This window comes from Mammaliicoccus sp. J-M40 (assembly GCF_022386395.1).
GTDB classification, from domain to species: Bacteria; Bacillota; Bacilli; order Staphylococcales; family Staphylococcaceae; genus Mammaliicoccus; species Mammaliicoccus lentus.
The window spans coordinates 1-18,378 of the sequence record NZ_JAJNIQ010000016.1 but is presented as its reverse complement, the minus strand read 5'-3'; the positions used below and the strand labels follow the sequence as shown (position 1 = coordinate 18,378).

The 18,378-nt window shown below is 33.3% G+C and carries 23 protein-coding genes; 2 read left to right on the top strand and 21 right to left on the bottom strand.

The features are described from left to right. Positions 1-146: 146 nt before the first annotated feature. From LQ688_RS13115 to metG, 12 genes are all read right to left on the bottom strand, one after another. Positions 147-776, bottom strand: coding sequence for a 50S ribosomal protein L25/general stress protein Ctc (locus LQ688_RS13115; protein WP_103268910.1), 630 nt, complete (start codon positions 774-776; stop codon positions 147-149). A gap of 132 nt (positions 777-908) precedes the next feature. Beyond that, a complete protein-coding gene (locus LQ688_RS13110) occupies positions 909-1,871 on the bottom strand; it encodes a ribose-phosphate diphosphokinase (protein WP_026023668.1) in 963 nt (320 codons plus the stop codon). A 47-nt stretch (positions 1,872-1,918) separates the two neighbouring features. Further along, positions 1,919-3,277, bottom strand: a complete 1,359-nt coding sequence (gene glmU / locus LQ688_RS13105; protein WP_016999911.1) for a bifunctional UDP-N-acetylglucosamine diphosphorylase/glucosamine-1-phosphate N-acetyltransferase GlmU — start codon at positions 3,275-3,277, stop codon at positions 1,919-1,921. Between the two features lie 300 nt (positions 3,278-3,577). Then, positions 3,578-3,907, bottom strand: a complete 330-nt coding sequence (spoVG, locus tag LQ688_RS13100) for a septation regulator SpoVG (RefSeq protein ID WP_064205207.1) — start codon at positions 3,905-3,907, stop codon at positions 3,578-3,580. 59 nt (positions 3,908-3,966) lie between these two features. Then, positions 3,967-4,341: a RidA family protein gene (locus LQ688_RS13095; RefSeq protein ID WP_016999913.1), complete on the bottom strand. Its 375-nt coding sequence runs from the start codon at positions 4,339-4,341 to the stop codon at positions 3,967-3,969. A gap of 19 nt (positions 4,342-4,360) precedes the next feature. After that, entirely contained in the window at positions 4,361-5,185 is an 825-nt protein-coding gene (gene purR, locus LQ688_RS13090) for a pur operon repressor (RefSeq protein WP_016999914.1), read from the bottom strand. Between the two features lie 68 nt (positions 5,186-5,253). Then, positions 5,254-6,102: a 4-(cytidine 5'-diphospho)-2-C-methyl-D-erythritol kinase gene (ispE, locus tag LQ688_RS13085; protein WP_147641214.1), complete on the bottom strand. Its 849-nt coding sequence runs from the start codon at positions 6,100-6,102 to the stop codon at positions 5,254-5,256. A 148-nt stretch (positions 6,103-6,250) separates the two neighbouring features. After that, the gene (gene veg, locus LQ688_RS13080; RefSeq protein ID WP_016999916.1) at positions 6,251-6,514 is read right to left on the bottom strand and encodes a biofilm formation stimulator Veg; all 264 of its coding nucleotides are present in this window, start codon (positions 6,512-6,514) and stop codon (positions 6,251-6,253) included. A gap of 99 nt (positions 6,515-6,613) precedes the next feature. Then, positions 6,614-7,507 (bottom strand): 16S rRNA (adenine(1518)-N(6)/adenine(1519)-N(6))-dimethyltransferase RsmA, encoded by an 894-nt coding sequence (rsmA, locus tag LQ688_RS13075; RefSeq protein ID WP_275044925.1) that lies wholly within the window; start codon positions 7,505-7,507, stop codon positions 6,614-6,616. 1 nt (position 7,508) lies between these two features. After that, positions 7,509-8,051, bottom strand: a complete 543-nt coding sequence (gene rnmV / locus LQ688_RS13070; RefSeq protein ID WP_103268912.1) for a ribonuclease M5 — start codon at positions 8,049-8,051, stop codon at positions 7,509-7,511. Positions 8,052-8,105: 54 nt separating this feature from the next. Continuing rightward, entirely contained in the window at positions 8,106-8,870 is a 765-nt protein-coding gene (locus LQ688_RS13065; protein ID WP_016999919.1) for a TatD family hydrolase, read from the bottom strand. Between the two features lie 21 nt (positions 8,871-8,891). Beyond that, positions 8,892-10,886 (bottom strand): methionine--tRNA ligase, encoded by a 1,995-nt coding sequence (gene metG / locus LQ688_RS13060; protein ID WP_103268913.1) that lies wholly within the window; start codon positions 10,884-10,886, stop codon positions 8,892-8,894. Between the two features lie 233 nt (positions 10,887-11,119). Between metG and LQ688_RS13055 the strand changes: the two genes are divergently transcribed. Continuing rightward, positions 11,120-11,395 carry an AbrB/MazE/SpoVT family DNA-binding domain-containing protein gene (locus LQ688_RS13055; RefSeq protein WP_016999921.1) on the top strand — a complete coding sequence of 92 codons (276 nt, stop codon included), beginning with the start codon at positions 11,120-11,122 and terminating at the stop codon, positions 11,393-11,395. A gap of 58 nt (positions 11,396-11,453) precedes the next feature. Here LQ688_RS13055 and rsmI read toward each other — a convergent pair whose 3' ends face one another. From rsmI to LQ688_RS13010, 9 genes are read right to left on the bottom strand one after another with little or no spacing between them, the layout of a single operon-like run. Beyond that, positions 11,454-12,296 (bottom strand): 16S rRNA (cytidine(1402)-2'-O)-methyltransferase, encoded by an 843-nt coding sequence (gene rsmI, locus LQ688_RS13050; RefSeq protein ID WP_016999922.1) that lies wholly within the window; start codon positions 12,294-12,296, stop codon positions 11,454-11,456. A gap of 1 nt (position 12,297) precedes the next feature. Further along, the gene (locus LQ688_RS13045) at positions 12,298-12,546 is read right to left on the bottom strand and encodes a GIY-YIG nuclease family protein (protein WP_103268915.1); all 249 of its coding nucleotides are present in this window, start codon (positions 12,544-12,546) and stop codon (positions 12,298-12,300) included. Then, positions 12,539-13,267, bottom strand: a complete 729-nt coding sequence (locus LQ688_RS13040) for a tRNA1(Val) (adenine(37)-N6)-methyltransferase (protein ID WP_103268916.1) — start codon at positions 13,265-13,267, stop codon at positions 12,539-12,541. Before LQ688_RS13040 ends, LQ688_RS13045 begins: the two co-directional genes overlap by 8 nt. Positions 13,268-13,314: 47 nt before the next feature. Continuing rightward, on the bottom strand, positions 13,315-13,650 hold the full coding sequence (gene yabA / locus LQ688_RS13035; protein ID WP_016999925.1) for a DNA replication initiation control protein YabA: 336 nt from the start codon (positions 13,648-13,650) through the stop codon (positions 13,315-13,317). Between the two features lie 14 nt (positions 13,651-13,664). After that, positions 13,665-14,471, bottom strand: coding sequence for a PSP1 domain-containing protein (locus tag LQ688_RS13030; protein ID WP_016999926.1), 807 nt, complete (start codon positions 14,469-14,471; stop codon positions 13,665-13,667). 4 nt (positions 14,472-14,475) lie between these two features. Continuing rightward, on the bottom strand, positions 14,476-15,402 hold the full coding sequence (locus LQ688_RS13025) for a hypothetical protein (RefSeq protein WP_016999927.1): 927 nt from the start codon (positions 15,400-15,402) through the stop codon (positions 14,476-14,478). A gap of 51 nt (positions 15,403-15,453) precedes the next feature. Then, positions 15,454-15,783, bottom strand: coding sequence for a cyclic-di-AMP receptor (locus LQ688_RS13020; RefSeq protein ID WP_016999928.1), 330 nt, complete (start codon positions 15,781-15,783; stop codon positions 15,454-15,456). A 33-nt stretch (positions 15,784-15,816) separates the two neighbouring features. Beyond that, the gene (gene tmk, locus LQ688_RS13015; protein WP_064205214.1) at positions 15,817-16,437 is read right to left on the bottom strand and encodes a dTMP kinase; all 621 of its coding nucleotides are present in this window, start codon (positions 16,435-16,437) and stop codon (positions 15,817-15,819) included. Beyond that, positions 16,438-17,781 (bottom strand): aminotransferase class I/II-fold pyridoxal phosphate-dependent enzyme, encoded by a 1,344-nt coding sequence (locus LQ688_RS13010; RefSeq protein WP_103268917.1) that lies wholly within the window; start codon positions 17,779-17,781, stop codon positions 16,438-16,440. A gap of 123 nt (positions 17,782-17,904) precedes the next feature. Here LQ688_RS13010 and LQ688_RS13005 point away from each other — a divergent pair, with 123 nt between their 5' ends. After that, positions 17,905-18,270: a GNAT family N-acetyltransferase gene (locus LQ688_RS13005; protein WP_016999931.1), complete on the top strand. Its 366-nt coding sequence runs from the start codon at positions 17,905-17,907 to the stop codon at positions 18,268-18,270. Positions 18,271-18,378: the final 108 nt, after the last annotated feature.

The window sequence follows — 18,378 nt, the reverse complement described above, 5'->3', positions numbered from 1 at the left end:
GTTGTAACCTCCATATTAATACTAAGTATTTATTATAGCATTTTTACGTTAGTTTTCATCTAACTATACTTATATCATTATAAAATTAGACAAAAAAGAGTCTGAGACATTGATATGTCCCAGACTCCTTTTAAAAGATTAAAGAATTATTCTTCTTCTTTTTCAGCTTCTTGTGATACTGCATCAGCATCTTCAGCTGCAGTTTCTTCAGCATCTTCAGCTGGTTCTTCAGTTGGAGGTACTACAGTTACAACTGCTTCTTCTTTATCGTTTTCGATAGCATATTTATCAGTTGCATCTAAGTCTCCTACTAAGTAACTATCACCGATAGCTAATTCACTAATATCAACTTCGATATGTTCAGGAATAGCGTCTGGAGTAGTTGTTACTTGTAAGTCGAATAATGGTTGTTGAACTACGCCACCTTCAGAAGCACCAACTGCTTCACCTACTAATACTACAGGTACATCAACAGTTAATTCTTGTTTCATGTTAATTGCTAAGAAGTCAACATGAGTGATTTGGTTTTTAAGTGAATCATATTGGTAATCAGAAACCATAACTTTAATTGATTTAGAACCAACACCTAATTCAATAACTCCGTTACGTCCAACTTCACGGATAGTTTTGATGAATTCAACCTCATCAACTTTAACAGATGTATTTTTAGCACCATAACCATATACAACTGCTGGGATAATACCTGATGCTCTTAGTTTACGTAAACTAGAACGAGTTTGTTTACCTTGACGGATAACTGACTTTAATGAAGCCATTATCTTTTCCACCTTTCATTCATGCGCATTAAGCGCTCCTACACTTACCCATCAACATAAATCGTTGCTTGTAAGTGGTTATTTAGTTCATTTAAAAATGAACCGTTTGTTATTATACACGATTAATGACAATTAATCAAATAGCACACTAACTGATTCTTGTTCATATACTCGAACAATTGCTTGAGCTAATAATTCTGCTACTGATAATTCTTTAACATTTGAAGGTTTTCTATCTTCTGGCAATTGAATAGAGTTTGTAACAACTAATTCTTTAATTCTTGAATTTTCAATGCGTTCACGTGCTGGTCCAGATAAAACAGGGTGTGTACAACATGCATAAACTTCTTTTGCACCTTTTTTAACTAAAGCATCTGCTGCTAAAGTAATAGTGCCCGCAGTGTCAATGATGTCATCGATGATGATTGCTGTTTTACCATCTATGTCTCCAACAATGTTCATAACTTCTGCTACGTTAGGTTTCGGACGACGCTTATCAATAATAGCAATTGGCGTTTTTAAACGATCCGCCATTTTACGCGCTCTTGTAACACCACCATGATCAGGTGATACAACAACAGTATTGTCAGGGTCTAATCCTTTTTCTAAGAAATAATTAGATAAAATTGGAACACCCATTAAATGATCAATAGGTATATCAAAGAATCCTTGAATTTGAGGAGCGTGTAAGTCTAACGCGATCATTCTGCTCGCGCCAGCTTTTTCAATAATATTCGCTACTAATTTAGCAGTAATAGGCTCACGACTTCTCGCTTTACGGTCTTGTCTTGCATAACCATAATAAGGCATAACGATATTAATATTAGCAGCTGATGCTCGTTTACATGCATCTATCATAATTAACAATTCCATTAAATGTTCATTTACTGGATATGAAGTAGGTTGAATGATGAACACATCACAACCACGGATACTTTCTTCGATATTAATTTGCACTTCGCCATCAGCAAATCTTTTTACTGTAGACTTACCTAATGGAATACCTACTAAATTTGCAACTTCTTGGGCTAAAGGTTGGTTACCTTCTAGTGAAAATATTTTTAATGACGAATTCTTATATTCAGTATGCAACATTTTTGTTCCTCCGATATCATTTTGACTCATTTTTTTGACGGCTCCTTTTATTTCGTTTTATAGTATCCTTCTTTTGTAGTCTGTCTTGCACGACCTAGTGCTAAGCTTTCATCTGGCACATTATCTGTGATGGTTGAACCTGCAGCTATAAATGCTCCTTCGCCAACTTCTACTGGTGCAACTAGATTTGAATTACATCCAATAAATGCATCATCTCCTATTTTAGTTTGGAATTTGTTTATTCCGTCATAATTAACAGTGATTGAACCACAGCCAATATTTGTTCTTGCGCCGACTTCAGCATCACCAATATAACTTAAGTGAGATACTTTAGCGCCATCTTTCAACACGGATTTTTTAACCTCTACAAAATTACCAATTTTCGTTTCTTTTCCTAGTTCTGTTCCCGGTCTTAATTGAGCGAACGGTCCAACTGTAGAGGATTTACCAACAAATGAATCTGTAATGACAGATTGTTTAATTGTGGCATCATCTTCAATTGTACTATTTTTGATATCAGAATTCATGCCAATCGTAACATTTTTTCCTATTACAGTGTTACCACCGATTCTTGCACCTGGTTCAACTACCGTATCTTCACCTATTGTAACTTTTTTCCCAATATATGTAGTAGCTGGATCGATGATGGAAACACCATTTATCATATGTCTCAAATTAATACGTTCTTTCATTTTTTGTTCTGCTTGTGATAATTGGACTCTATCATTAACACCCATGATTTCATCTACGTCTTCCGTAACATAAGCAGATATTTTTTCATTTTGTGCTTTTAAAATGCTTATAACATCAGGTAAATAGTATTCACCTTGAGCATTATCGTTTTTAACTTCTTCTAAAGTTTGGAATAACTTTTCATTATCAAAAGCAAAGATTCCTGAACTAATTTCATTTATTGCATTTTGCTCTTCTGAAGCATCTTTTTGCTCAACAATTTCTAAGACGTCACCTTGTTCATTTCGAACAATTCTGCCATAGCCAAATGGATTATTCACCTTTGCAGATAATACTGTAGCCTTTGCATTTTCTGATTCATGAAACGCTATTAATGAGCTAATTGTATCTTCAGTAATAAGTGGTGTGTCCCCACATACAACGATTGTTGTACCTTTTTTGTCATTCAATAATTCCTTAGCTGTATTAACTGCATGTGCAGTCCCTAGTTGTTCTTCTTGATGTACAAACTGCGATGAATCGCCAAGTGTTTCTTTTACTACTTCAGCACCGTGTCCAACAACTGTAACAACAGTCTCAACACCCGCATTCTTCACGCTATCTATAACATGTTGAACCATGGCTTCTCCAGCAACAGGATGTAGCACCTTATAGAGTTTAGATTTCATCCTTGTTCCTTTACCAGCCGCTAATATGACTGCATGTTTTCGCATTTGAAAAACCTCCATTTAAACGCACTTTATCTTATTATAATTTAATTTGTGTACGACTATCAAGAAAGAGTTATTAAACACAGAAATTATTTCACAAAATAATCGTCTTTAATATTCATGATATATAGTAAAGACAAAGCATTAACGCATTAAATAAAAATTTAATGAATAGTATTTTTATTCATCATTAATTAACCGTTGTTGAATAATTGTATAAAAAAACAGGAAAAACTCTTATCAAACTAAGAATTTCTCCTGTATTATTTCAGACACAAGCTTTGCGTATGCCTATTCCAATTTTTATTCTTCATTTTCATCTTCATTTTGATTTTCTGATTCAGAATCCTCATCTTTAGCAGATTTCGGAATGATTACTTCATCAGTTTCATCATAAACTTTCATGACTGCTTCTTGAATTTCTTGTCTCATTTCAGAGTTAATAGGGTGAGCAATATCCCGGAACTCTCCGTCGGGTGTACGTTTACTTGGCATAGCTACAAATAAACCTGAATTCCCTTCAATTACTCTTAAATCGTGAACAACAAAAGCATCGTCTAATGTAATAGAAACTAAAGCTTTCATTCTTCCATCTGTTTGGATTTTTCTTAATCTCACATCTGTTACCTTCATGACTTGTGTGCCCCCTGTTTGTCTTTTTTAAGTAGCAGCATCATTTAAATTGAAGAATATTATTGTATTTTTGCGATCATTTCAATCTCAACTTTAACATCTTTAGGTAGGCGCGCAACCTCAACACAACTTCTAGCAGGCAAATGTTCATTGAAATATTGTCCATATACGGAGTTAATATCTTGAAAATCATTCATATCTTTAATAAAGATCATAGATTTCACGACATTATTTAAAGAAGCGCCACTTTCTTCAAGTACTTTTTTTAAGTTTTCGATGACTTGTTCAGTCTGCACTTTTACATCATCTGATACAATTTCGCCTTTTTGATTTAACGGTATTTGCCCCGAAGTAAATACTAGATTATCTACCACTACAGCGTGGCAGTATGGTCCTAATGCTTCTGGAGCGTTTGTTGCGTTTATACTTTTCATGATGATTAACCCTCTCTTCTTAATTAAATCTTTTTAAACAGTTGCCTTCTTCTACTGAAAATTGTTGGTTGTATTCGTCTACATTCGACAATCTCACTAAAGATGTATAATCTTCAACCAAACGATGTTTAACTTCTTTTGATTCTACAAGTACTGATACCCCTTTTACAGTTGCTTTAAACTCATTCATCAAATTGATAACACCATTGATTGAGCCACCTGCTCTCATAAAGTCGTCTACTATTAATACATTTGAATATTCAGGCAATGTTCGTTTAGATAAAACCATTGTTTCAATTTTTCTTGAAGATCCTGATACATAGTTAATTGAAACCGTTGATCCTTCTGTTACTTTATTATCTTTTCTAATTACCACAACAGGTAAATTGAGCACTTTCGCTACTGCATTAGCTAACGATATCCCTTTAGTTGCAATTGTAACAACCGCATCAAGTTCTTCATCCATGTACATCGTTGCGATAAGTTCCCCAACTTGGTTTAAAAGTTTAGGGTTACCAACAAGATCTGACATAAATAAATAGCCGCCTGGTAATAATCTTTCTCTCTCTTTAAGCAATTCACACAAATCTTCAATTAATTCAATCGCTTCTTTCTTGTACATTTTCGGTCGGTAAGTTACACCGCCGCTAGCACCTGCAGTAGTTTCAATAATCCCTAAACCTTCTGCTTGAAAAGTTTCTTTAATGATTTGTATGTCTTCACTTATAGAAGACTTTGCTTGTCCAAAATGATTCACAAAGTAAGTTAACGGCACTAACTCATTAGGATGTTTCAATAAATACTGTGTCATATAAACGATTCTCTCACTTCGTTTAAACCTCATTTATAAAACTCCATTCTCTATCCGTATTTTTGCCACAATTATACTATAATCGTACGGTTTTAACAAAGCTATCCAAGTAATCTCACAATGAATACATCTTTGCAGCATCCTTTCAGAGCATTATAGACTTGCTTAGCCTGCCTTTCCTTTTGAACAAAGCCATAAACAGTCGGACCGCTTCCGCTCATTAATGCTGCATCCACACCTGTATTTGTCATAGTGTTTTTCAGCTTTTCAACCTCTGGGTATAGTCCCATAGTAACACTCTCAAGGCTATTACCTAACGACTTACATAAACGTTCATAATCACCGTCTATTAAAGCTTGCTGGCATTCTTTCGTTAAAACTTTAGATGTCTCTTCTAAAGTTAAAGCGCCATAAATTTTGGGTGTAGAGACGCCGATGTCTGGCTTGGCTATGATAACCCAAGCTGATGGTGGTTTAGGTAAATGCGTTAATTGCTCTCCCCTACCACGACATAACGCCGTTTTTCCATAGATACAAAAAGAAATATCCGACCCAATTTCCGCTGATAAATCACTCAATGCTTCTAACGAGTCATTGATCCCCCAAAGTTTATTCAAACCTCTAAAAGTAGCAGCAGCATCACTAGAGCCACCTGCTAAACCAGCTGAAATAGGAATGCTTTTTTCTAAAGAAATCGTCACACCGTCTTTTATGTTGTATTTGTCCTTCATTAATTTTGCAGCTTTATAAGCTAAATTTCTATGATCACTTGGAACAAAATTATGCTCTACATCGATGACAATTTCACCATCTTCTCTTTTTTCAAAAGACAGTCTATCATTTAGGTCAACGGTTGTCATAATCATTTCCACCTCGTGATAACCATCATCACGTTTGTATAAAGTATCTAGTGTTAAATTAATTTTTGCTGGTGCTGTCTCATAAATCATATACTTGCCCTTTCTAAAACTTATTATTATGATTTTACCATAAATAAATGTTAGAAAGTATGAGCTTTATCCTATTTTTTTGCAACAAAAAAACTCTACGCCATATCACAGTCATATCGCGTAGAGTTTTTTATTGTGAACTTTATGATTATTGAACAATAAATTCTTCTTTATGTTCATTCATAAAAGTTACTTGGACATTCTCAGTTAATACATCAGTGTATGTATAAGATACACGCTCAAAATTATGTTTCTCTTGATCTAATTCGACCACGAAAACTGATGGATACGTTTCCTTAAGCACACCACTGCGCTCAATTAACTTCTTACGTCCTCCATTAGCTTTAAGTACAATACGATTTCCTAATTGACAATCCAATATTTTTTTGATGTCTACTAAAGTCTTCGGCATATTGACCCACCTCGCTATATAGAATATTATACTATGATAGCAAGATTTTGTCAAATAAAATTTAAATTTTATCAATTTGAGAGGACGTTGTCAATATATTTATACAGATAAATTAGGGTATTTTTTCAAATTGTTACAAAGATGTGCATAATCATGTATTGTTAGCGTTTCCCCGCGCCTTTTAGGGTCTATGTTTGATTCGTTTAACCATTCAATAATTTCATCTTTATGCACTTTGCCATCCTTGATTGTACTAATATAGTTATTTAAAATAGTCTTTCTTCTTTGTGTAAATGCACCTTTTGTTAATTTAAATAACTTTTGTTCATCGTCGACTTCTACAACTGGTTTAGTCCGTTTTGTAAGTTTTATTACAATTGAATCAACGTTCGGTGGCGGCATGAAGACGGTCTTAGGGACTACTAAAACACGTTCAGTTTCAGTATAGTATTGACATGCAATAGATAATGAACCATAACTTTTGCTGCCTACTTTAGCATTTAATCTTTCGCCCACTTCTTTTTGCATCATGACAACGAAGCCATCAATTGGTAAATCATTTTCTAATAAATTCATCAATATAGGCGTAGTAATATAATATGGCAAATTGGCAACTAACATAATCTTGTCACAGTCTTTTAAATGTTGATCAATTTCTTTTTGTACATTGGCTTTTAATATATCTTCATTTACAATCGTTACATTTGAATATGGATTCAACGTATCTTCTAATACAGGTATTAATCTTTGATCAATTTCAAAGGCTAGAACTTTTTTAGCTACTCTTGCTAATTGCTCAGTTAATGAACCCATACCTGGCCCAACTTCAATAACACCTGTATTTTCGTCAATGTCACTCGCTGAAATGATTTTTTGGATGATATTTGTATCAATTAAAAAGTTTTGACCTAGACTTTTTTTGAATTTAAAGCCATATTGGTCTAACAACGCTTTTGTGCGTTTAGGTGTTGCGATATCTTTTTCGTTCATTATGTCACTCCTCTTTATATCCAAGCGCTTCTTTTACATCTTTTTCAGTATAACCGAAAGCATTGAGTTTGTTTAATAATTGTTTACCATTCGAGTGTCCAATATTCAACTTACTACATAGTTTTTCTCTTTTTCTTCTTGCTTCTGGCCCTATAATTAATCCCAAATCAATTAATACAGCTTTATCAATAGTTTCTACATCAGCTTCTAATGGTGAACTTACATTAGTTAACGCTTCTTTCACTGTTTCAACCGACGCATGTTCTACACCTATTTTACCTCTTTTGTTTTTAGCTTTGTCTCTTGGGATAAAAGCATGTTTAACACTTGGAACATATTGCTTAATCGTATTTCGAATTTTATCACCCGGGAAATCAGGGTCAGTAAGTACAATAACACCACGTTTTTCATGTGCTTGCTTAATGACCTCCAAAATTTCTTTAGAAACAGCAGAACCATTTGTCTCTATAGTATCGCAATCGATGGCACGTTTAACATTGACCGTATCATCTCTACCTTCTACTACCACAAATTCATTTATTTTCATAAAGTTTACCTTCTTTAAAGATGCCCCAAAACAACCGTTTTGGGGCATCTTATTTTATAATTTAAATAATCTTTCAGCGTTTTCGGTAGTTGCTTCACAAACTTCTTCATACGTGAGACCACGTAACTCTGCAATTTGTTCGGCAACAAGTTTTACACGAGCAGGCTCATTTCTTTTCCCTCTATATGGGTGAGGTGATAAGAATGGCGCATCTGTTTCTACTAATAATCTATCTAACGGAACATGCTTAGCTACTTCCTTAGGTTGTTTAGCATTTTTAAAAGTCACTGGGCCACCTAACGAAACATAGAAATTCATTTTTAAAATTTCGTCAGCTATTTCATTAGAACCACTAAAGCTATGCATAATACCGCCAACTTCACTAGCGTTTTCTTCTTTCAAAATATCTACACAATCTTGTGTTGCTTCTCTATTATGAATAATGATTGGTAATTGAACTCGTTTAGCTAATGCGATTTGCTTTCTAAACACATCTTTTTGGATATCTTTTGGTGACTTATCCCAATGGTAGTCTAATCCCATTTCACCTATTCCAATAATTTTAGGATGTTTAGATAATGACTCTATCCATTCTAAACGTTCATCTGTACAGTCGATTGCATCGACTGGATGCCAGCCGATAATACCATAAATAAAGTCGTATTGATCGATGAGTTTCATTGTTCTCTCTATTGTTTTTGTATCAAAACCAACGACAAACATTCTATCGATACCTTCAGATAGCGCTCTATCGATTACTTCTTGTAAGTCATCATCGTATTGATCAGCGTTCAAGTGAACATGTGTGTCTATTAGCATTCATATCTTCCTTCCAATTCATTACTTTATAATTGAACCATTTTGAATTGCGTTAGGTAATCCTACTAAAGTAAGCGTGCCATCTTTTTCGGCAGAAAGTATCATACCTTCAGATAATTCACCACGTAATTTAACTGGTTTCAAATTCGTTACAACTGCAACTTTTTTACCAACTATATCTTCAGGTTTATAAAATTCAGCAATACCTGAAACAATTTGTCTTTTCTCGTTACCTAAATCTACTTTGATTTTCAATAATTTATCGGATTTTTTTACATAATCTGCTCCAGTTACTGTTGCAGCTTTAATTTCCACTTTATCGAATTGATCAATCGTTATTTCAGGTTTACTAGGATTTTCTTCTTTTTTATTTTCTTCTTCTGGCTCTTCTTCAGGAGTAGTGCCACCTTGCATTGAATTTTTAATGAAAGCTACTTCTTCTTCAACATCAAGTCTTGGGAAAATAGGTTCTGGTTTGGAGATGACTGTAATTTCTTCATCAATAGCACCATAAGTTTCGATGCTTTCGAACGTATCTAACTTTCCTTTTTCCAAGTTTAATTGGCGGAAAATTTCATAAGGCGCATGTGTTAAGAACGGACGTAATAACACTGCAGCAAACCTAATATTTTCAACTAAATGAATCATTACGTTTTCTAACATTTCACGTTCATTTTCATCTTTAGCTAATACCCAAGGTGTTGTTTCATCGATGTATTTATTTGTACGGCTAATAAGCTTCCAAACTTCTGCCAACGCAACTGAGAATTGCATGTTTTCCATTGCTTCATAGAAATTATTTTTTGTATCAATAGCCATATTTTCCATTTCTTCATCTAGAGGATGTAATTGACCTTTATATTTAGGTAGAACACCGTTAAAGTATTTATTTACCATAGCAATTGTACGATTAACTAGGTTACCTAAATCATTCGCTAAGTCATAATTCGTACGTTCTACGAATGCCTCAGGCGTAAACACACCATCTGCACCGAATGGTAATTCTCTCATTAAGTAATATCTTGTAGCGTCTAAGCCATATTTATCAATTAATACGTTAGGATCAACAACATTACCTTTAGATTTACTCATTTTACCGTCTTTCATTAAAATCCAACCATGAGCAAATTCACGCTTAGGTAAAGGTATATCTAAAGCCATTAATAAAATCGGCCATATTATAACGTGGAACCTAACAATTTCTTTAGCCATTAAATGAACGTCTGCTGGCCAGTATTTTTTAAACAGCTCATCATCATCAGTTAAATAACCTAAAGCTGATATATAGTTTACTAATGCATCTATCCATACATAAACAACGTGTTTAGGATTAGAAGGCACTTTAATACCCCAATCAAAAGTTGTTCTTGAGATGGCCAAATCTTCTAAACCAGGTTTGATGAAATTATTAACCATTTCATTTTTACGAGAAATAGGCATAATAAAGTCTGGGTTTTCATCAAAGAATTTTAATAATCTATCCGAATATTTATCTAATTTAAAGAAATAGCTTTCTTCTTTAACTAGCTCGACTTCATGTCCTGAATCAGGGCTTTTACCACCAACAATTTTTCCATCTTCATAAACTGGATCTACTAATTGTGTTTCAGTGTAGTATGTTTCATCTGGTATTGAATACCATCCTTCATATTCACCTAAATAAATATCTCCCTGCGCTAATAATTTTTCAAAGACTTTTTCAACAACCACTTTGTGTCGTTTTTCTGTCGTACGAATAAAATCATCATTTGAAATGTCTAATTTTTTCCATAACGCTTGAATATTTTCGACAATACCATTTAAATATTCAATTTCTGATAATCCAGCTTCTTTAGCCTTCTCTTGTATTTTTTGTCCATGCTCATCTGTACCTGTTAAGTAATGAACATCATATCCTTGTAACCGTTTATATCTAGCTATTACATCACCGGCAACCGTTGTGTAAGCATGACCTATGTGTAAATTCCCGCTCGGATAATAAATCGGTGTCGAAATGTAAAAAGTCTCTTTCGTCATCAGCGTTTCCTCCTAATATCTTATCTATATAATATACCGAAAATTTAGCATTTTTTCAATATTTCCTTATTATGGTAAAGCGCGCAAATGTGGTTTTAATGTCGAATAATTAAGTGTATACAATTTATTATTTTATTGACAATTTCTTCAATACGTATTAGTATACTATTTATATAATTGTCGAATGAATGTCGAATTAGATAATTATGGTTTTATTAAACGGAGGTAAAGAAATGAAATCAACTGGAATCGTTCGTAAAGTAGATGAACTAGGCCGTGTAGTAATTCCTATCGAGTTACGACGCATATTAGACATTGCTGAGAAAGACGCTTTAGAGATTTACACTGATGATGACAGAATTATTCTAAAGAAATATTCACCTAACATGACTTGTCAGGTTACTGGCGATGTTTCTGAAGAAAACTTTGTTTTAGCAGATGGTAAAATCGTATTAAGCGAAGAAGGCGCTCAGCAATTAATGAATGAGATTGAAAAAAAATCTAAATAATTACTTACTATATGTATCAAAGAGTCTGGGACATAATTAATTGTCTCAGGCTCTTATTTTAATTATCTATATGAAATGCTTCATATACATCTCTCTTTTTCATATTTCTATCTAAAGCGACTTGTTTAATAGCATCTTTAGAACGCATATCTTGTTCATTAATGTACGAATCAACATGTTCTTTTAAGTCCATTTCTTTCCACCATTGTTCTGTCTGACTGGATTCATCTATACCTTCTATAAGAATAACAAACTCACCTTTTTGTGGTATAGAATCGTCTTCTAACATATTTTCAATTGTTTCAACCGACCCTGTTTCAACTTGTTCAAACTTTTTAGTCAACTCTCTACCGATTGCTATTTTTCTTTCTGAGTCTATTTCAGATATAGCTTTTAATGTTTGTTTTACACGGTAGGGTGATTCATAAATCATCATTGTCGATTCCCTATGCATCCATTTATCTAATACTTCATGCTTATCTTTAGCCTGCCTTGGTAAAAATCCTAAAAATACAAATTTATATGACGGTAGTCCACTTGTCATTAATGCTGTAATAGCGGCATTTGGTCCAGGAATAGTTTCCACAAGGAATCCCGCTTCTCTAACTTGGTTTACAAGTTCATAACCTGGATCACTGATACAAGGACAACCAGCATCAGAGACTAAAGCAATTTGTTTATCATCTTCCATATAATCAATAATCTGCTCTGAAGCTTTATCTTTATTATGTTCGTGATAAGACTTTAATGGTGTGTGTATTTCATAGTGTTGGCAAAGTTTTGACGTTACACGAGTGTCTTCACAAAAAATATAATCTGACTCTTTTAAAATTCTTACGGCGCGATATGTTATATCTTCTAAATTTCCTATTGGGGTGCCTACTAAATGTAAAGTTGACATGCTATCCCTCCTTTATGAGTAATAACTTTTGTTTTCTAGTCAATTGTTTTAAGGCATACTCTCTTTTTAATGCTTCTGATTTATTATCAAACTCTTCATGGTATACAAGTTTAACGGGACGTCTTATTTTTGTGTATTTTGCACCTTTACCATCATTATGCACCTTTAATCTGCGTTCTAAATCAGTAGTGTATCCAGTATATAATGTTTGATCTTTACATTCTAATATATATGTATAATGTTTATCCATAATAGACTTCCTTCATCTCTTCAGAATATTCACCATTTGTATTATAAATATAAAATGGTTGTTCAATTTTCAAACCAGGTTGCCCACCGCTCCGTCCTTCTACCAATATCGTTACTGCTTCTTTTTTAGAAGGACTACTATATACAAGTCTTAATCTCTTTGGTTCTATATTAAAAAGTCTAAAGTGCGTTAAGACATCCATCAGTCTTTCTGCTCTATGAACCATCATTAATTTACCACCTTGCTTGAGTAAATGTTTACTTGCTCTTACAACATCCTCAAGTGTGCAATAAACTTCATGCCTTGCTATTTTATGCGCTTCTTTTTGATGTTTCATTTGTTGATTTTCTTTAAAATAAGGTGGGTTAACCGTGACAACATCGAAGGTCGCCGGTGCATATTCAGTTGTTACTTTATTTAAATCTAATTGTTTTATCGAAATTTGATTTTGTAAATGATTATGCTGAATTGTTCTTTGAGCCATGTCGACCAATGTTTCTTGAATTTCTACTGCTTGAATTTCAGATAGTGATTTATGAGCTAAAAGTAACGGGATAATACCATTACCAGAACATAAATCCATCACTTTATCCTTATTTCTTGTTTGAACGAAATCACCTAACAATAATGCGTCAGTAGAAAAGGAAAACACATCATCATTTTGAATAATTTCAAATTTTTCTCTTAAAAGTTGATCTAATCTTTCACCTTTATGTAACACGAAATCACCTCATTTAAAAAATCAGGCATGCAAGATGCCTGATTACCCTATTCTCTATTAAGTACCTCTAGACAAAACAAGCAATCTTGACCTTGTCTATGTTTACCAAATAATTCTCCTCGACATATATGAAAACCTTCATGATACAACATAGCTAGATTATCTTTACTTTGAAGAGGTCTTACCTTTTTATTTGGTTTTTTATTATGCGTTGTTTCATTGGATTCAACTACCCGTTTCAGACTATCGTTTTCCATCTGAAGTGCAACATTATCTTCAACCAATTCGACTGCTTGGTTCTTCAGTTTATCCATATGCGCATTAATTTGTTTAAGTTCATTTTCTAACATCATAATTGTTTCAAACAACTCGTCCCTATTCACAGTAAAATCCTCCCTTATGAATGGACTTCAAGTAATTCATCAAGTTTATAATCAAAAAGTTGTTCGAAACCTTTCACTTTAACTTGCATCGTGATATCTAGAATATTTAATCCTACGACTTTACCATCTCCCTCAGGTGTTACAACAGTAGTACCCACGTCTGGCAATTCGTTTCTTACATCTTCGTAATAATCATTTTCATATTTTAAACAGCACATCAAACGACCACATGCACCGGAAATTTTTGTTGGATTAAGCGAAAGATTTTGATCTTTAGCCATTTTTATAGATACAGGCTCAAAATCTCCTAAGAATGTCGAGCAACAAAGCGAACGACCACATGGACCAATACCACCTAATAACTTCGCTTCATCCCTCACACCTATTTGTCTAAGCTCAATACGTGTTTTTAATTCATATGCTAATGATTTTACTAAGTTTCTAAAATCAATTCTGTCATCAGCTGTAAAATTAAATATAACCTTACTCTTATCTAGTGTATATTCACAATTTACTAATCTCATGTTCAATTCATGTGTCGCTACCATCTCTTTACACAGTGCCAATGCTTTATCAGCCTCTGCTAAATTTGAATGATATTTTTCGACATCTTCATCTGTAGCGTGACGTATAACTTCTTTCAAAGGTAAAACCACATCATCTTTGCCTACATGACGATTAGTTAATTTAACTTGTCCTAACTCTACTCCACGTTTAGATTCTACAACAACTAAATCATTTTCTTTGAATCTTTCTCCGTTTGGAGAGAAATATTCTTTCTTCCCAGCTTCTTGAAACTGTACGCCTATGATTTCATACATTTAATCACCTCTTCCCTTTTATAACCATCTGTTCAAAAACTAATGTCGCATTAACATTTTGCGCTAATTTACGATTAGCTTCAGTAATGCACTGTATATAATTCGAAATATCGCTTAAAGATAATTGTGTACTAGTGTTTACAATCTGTGCATCCAAATCTGGAAACGCTTTAATTGAATCCAACTCTATTTTAGCATGTAATACATCTTGAAAATAAGCATTTAAACTATTTAAAAATAATTGTTGCAAAGGTCGTGTATTCGCAACTTTTATACAATCAATTAAATATATTAAAGCCATCTGGTGATCTTTAACCATTAAATCTGCTAACTTAGCAACAGATTTTCTCAATTGTGTAAATAATTGTTCTTCAGTTAAAGAAATAGCCTCATCCTTATCCGATGTTACAAAACTCAATGTGTGCGCAATTGCAGCGGAAATATCGGATGCTTGTAAATCTTCTATAAAAGTCTCCTTTGATGCCGGTTTAAAATGGATAAGCTGACATCTCGAATGTATCGTTGGTAAAATTTGATCTTTCTTTGTTGTTAATAACAAGGCTATTGTATTTGGAGGTGGTTCCTCTAAAAATTTAAGTATACTATTTTCACCTTGTACTGTTAGTTTATCAAAAGCTTCAATAATGTAAACTTTATATTTACTTTCTATTGGTTTTTGATTCATTTTTCTAAGCAATTCTTCTATTTGTTGTTTCTTTATAGTTGTTTCTTCAGTTTGTATATACATAAAATCAGGGTGATTCATTGTTTGTACTTTTGTAATACAATTCCCCTCATTGTTACAAAGAATTTGTTCAGCAAAATACATAGCTGTCGTCTTCATTTCAAACATATTATCTCCCTCAAATAAATAAGCGTGAGATAACTGTTCAGCACTCAATAATTGATCAAGCTCTTCTTTTAATTGCATTTTCTACGCTCCTTGCAATAAAAAAGCTGCACTAATGGCAGCTAATCAGTTCTAAAATTGATGAAATTGTTCGATTGGCATAACAAATACTGTTGCGCCACCAACTTCTACTTCAACTGGGTACGGTATATAAGAATCCGCACTGCCTCCCATTGGTGTGATAGGTGAAACAAGTTGTTCACGATTACCACAAGTTCCATCTATGAGTCGTAATAATTCGTCTACTCGCTCATCTTTTACACCGCATAGGAATGTTGTATTACCAGCTCTTAAAAATCCACCTGTTGTAGCAAGCTTTGTAGCTCTAAAATCTTTCTCTATAAGCGCTTCTGATAAATTTTGACTATCTTGATCTTGGACAATCGCTATAACCATTTTCATAAATAAACACCTCTTTATATATTATATCATATTTTAAACTTGATTTAGATGATTTACAATAGCGAAATAAGCGTCTTCTATAACCTTTTCCAATGATTGTGTAGCATCAATAACTTTAATTCTATCTGGGTACTCAGATATCAACTTTTTATACCCATCTGTAACCTTATGATGAAACTCTATTTTTTCTTTATCCAAACGATTTGCATTTCTTTGATTATCTTTAATTCTGTTTAAACCAATTTCTGCAGGTACATCAAAATAAAGCGTTAAATCTGGATAAAGATTTTCAATAGCAAATTCATTAATTGCTTGTACTTCCTTTACCCCAATTTCACGAGCGTAACCCTGGTAACTTAATGAACTATCTACGAAACGATCACATAGTACAATGCCACCATCCTCAAGTTGTGGAATGATTTTTTCGACTAAATGTTGCCTTCTTGCTGCTGCGAATAAAAGTGCTTCTGTACGTTCGTCCATATCATCATCACTGTCTAACAGTAATTTGCGAATTGCTTCACTGATTTTTATACCACCTGGTTCTCTAGTTATAATAACATTATATTCTTTATTTAATTTTTCATAAACTTTATGTATAACAGTTGTCTTTCCAGAACCTTCTGGCCCTTCAAATGTAATAAACTGACCCATTTAGTGTTCATCCTTTATCTTTATTTGCTTGTTAATTATACCTTCTACTCTACCACCACTATCTATCCAATGTAAAAGAGAATTAAGGACGTCGCCTTTTATGTATTCACCTTTTAATATTACAGGTATGCCTGGAGGGTAAGGTATAACATCTACTGCAGAGATTTTATTGACTGCATCTATCAAATCTATTGTTATTGCATCTTTAACTTCTATAGGCACATAAATGCCAGAAGTAACAGGTAAATCAAATTTAGCCCGGCCTTTTTCTTGATAATAATAATCCAATTTAAGACTTTTAATCTTATTAATTAATACTTCAAACGGAAAAATATCGCCTTCATGCCATAACGGCAAAACAAGTAATATATATTTTTCATCATTCAATTCAACATAAATGTTTGATTGTTCAAATATTTGTTTTACTTGCTCACCTGTCATTTTTTCATGTGATACTAATAATTTAAGAGGGTCCGCTAGACTTCCCACCTTTAAACCTACTTCTTTTAAAGTCTGAATAAGTATCATTCGTAAACGTTTAAATAGCTTATCATTATAATGTTTATAAAACAGTTCTGCTTTCTCTAAACTTGTCATTATTAAATAAGAAGGGCTAGAAGTTTGTAACATCGTCAAATATTCCTCAATACGTTGTTGTATAGGAAGTTCTTTTCTTATATACATAACAGAACCCATTGTTAGAGCTGGTAACGTTTTATGATAAGACTGCACAACAATATCTGCTTCATACATGATAGAAGACTGAGGAAAGTATGAACTTATACCAAAATGTGCACCATGTGCCTCATCTACTAATGTAGGAACACCATAAGCTTTTAACAATTGTATATGTGATTGAATGTCAAATACTTCTCCATAATAGTTAGGGTACGTAAAAATCGCTAATTTTACATTAGATAAGTCTAAAGTATCTAAGCTTTTTACTCCATCATACTGACCTGTCTCCTCCGAAACTGTCATAGGCATCCATATAGCTTTTTGGTTTGTTAAACTTAATGCATTATATATAGATTTATGCGCGTTTCTGGGTATTAATATATCGCCATCTAAATGTTTAACAGCATATATGACTGATAAAATCCCAACCGTTGTCCCATTAACAAGGTATCGCGCATAATGATTTGGATATCTATCCATTTTCATCATACTTTCTCGTATGACCTCTTCAGGTTGGTGTAAATCATCTAAACCGGTTATTTCGGTCATATCCATACCTAAATTTATTTCTTTTAAATAACCAATCGTATTATTGTGATGACCTGGCACATGTAATGATATTGAATTTTCATCTTGAATAGATTGTATTTTATCATATAAACTCATTTTAATTACCTCTTAATTACCTCTTATATAACTTTCTTAACTCATTATAGCAATGATTACAATGAGCGTCATTTTAAAGTTAAACCTATTACGTTATACTACAATTAAAGAGGAGTGAGGAACATGCAAATTAGAAACGCTATCGATTTAGATGTAGACGCATTATATAAAATCACACAAGCAGAAGGCTGGCATACATTTACTAAAGAGCTATTATCAAAATTACTCATGACTTCTAAAATTATCGTTATTGAAGATAATCAAGAACTTGTCGGATATACTCGATTTTTAACAGATGAATCTTTAACATTGTATATTACTGAGATTATAGTAGCCAAAGAATATAGATCACAAGGATACGGAGAAAGCATGATAAAGCATTTGCAAGAAACTTTCCCAACAGTTCGCATAGAGCTTCTATCTCAGAATAATCAATTTTATAAAAAATTATCATTTCGTAATATAGGTTCGGGGTTTAGATTACCCTGAACCTATATTAAATTAAATCAAAAAAAAGAGACCTAACAGGTCTCGAGTGCGGCTCATCGCATCCATTTTATAAATATTTGCCCGGCAACGTCCTACTCTCGCGGAACG